This is a genomic window from Streptomyces millisiae, assembly GCF_031845425.1.
GTDB lineage: Bacteria > Actinomycetota > Actinomycetes > Streptomycetales > Streptomycetaceae > Streptomyces > Streptomyces millisiae.
In genome coordinates, this window is sequence record NZ_JAVREM010000395.1 from 1 (window position 1) to 404 (window position 404).

Consider the following 404-nt stretch of genomic DNA (forward strand, 5'->3'; position numbering starts at 1 on the left):
TCGACCGCGCGATCGACGAATTCCTGACCAGGAACGACGGCTGAGACAAGAGATGAGCCCCGGCAGTGAGGAAGCACCGCCGAGGCTCGGGACGCTGGAAGATCGGAGAACTCGCATGCGTCACCACCAGGGTAGGGCCGCAGATCCCCTGGGGTCTGCCACTGCCCAGGACAACAAGAAGGCGGTGCCCAAGCTCACCCGGGTTCACAAGGTGCTGATCGGGACCGTCGCCACGGGTGCCGTGATCATCGCGGGTATCGGCTTCGCTGGGTCGTACGCGGCGGTGCGTGAGCTCGCGCTGCAGAAGGGTTTCGGGAACTTCTCGTACGCGTTCCCTATCGGCGTCGACGCGGGCATTGTCGTGCTCCTCGCGCTCGATCTGCTGTTGACCTGGATCAGAATTC

At 63.9% G+C, this 404-nt stretch carries 1 protein-coding gene; it reads left to right on the plus strand.

The features are described from left to right. Positions 1-184 precede the first annotated feature (184 nt). On the plus strand, positions 185-404 hold a 220-nt coding region (locus RNC47_RS37255), incomplete at its 3' end, for a DUF2637 domain-containing protein (protein WP_311605310.1).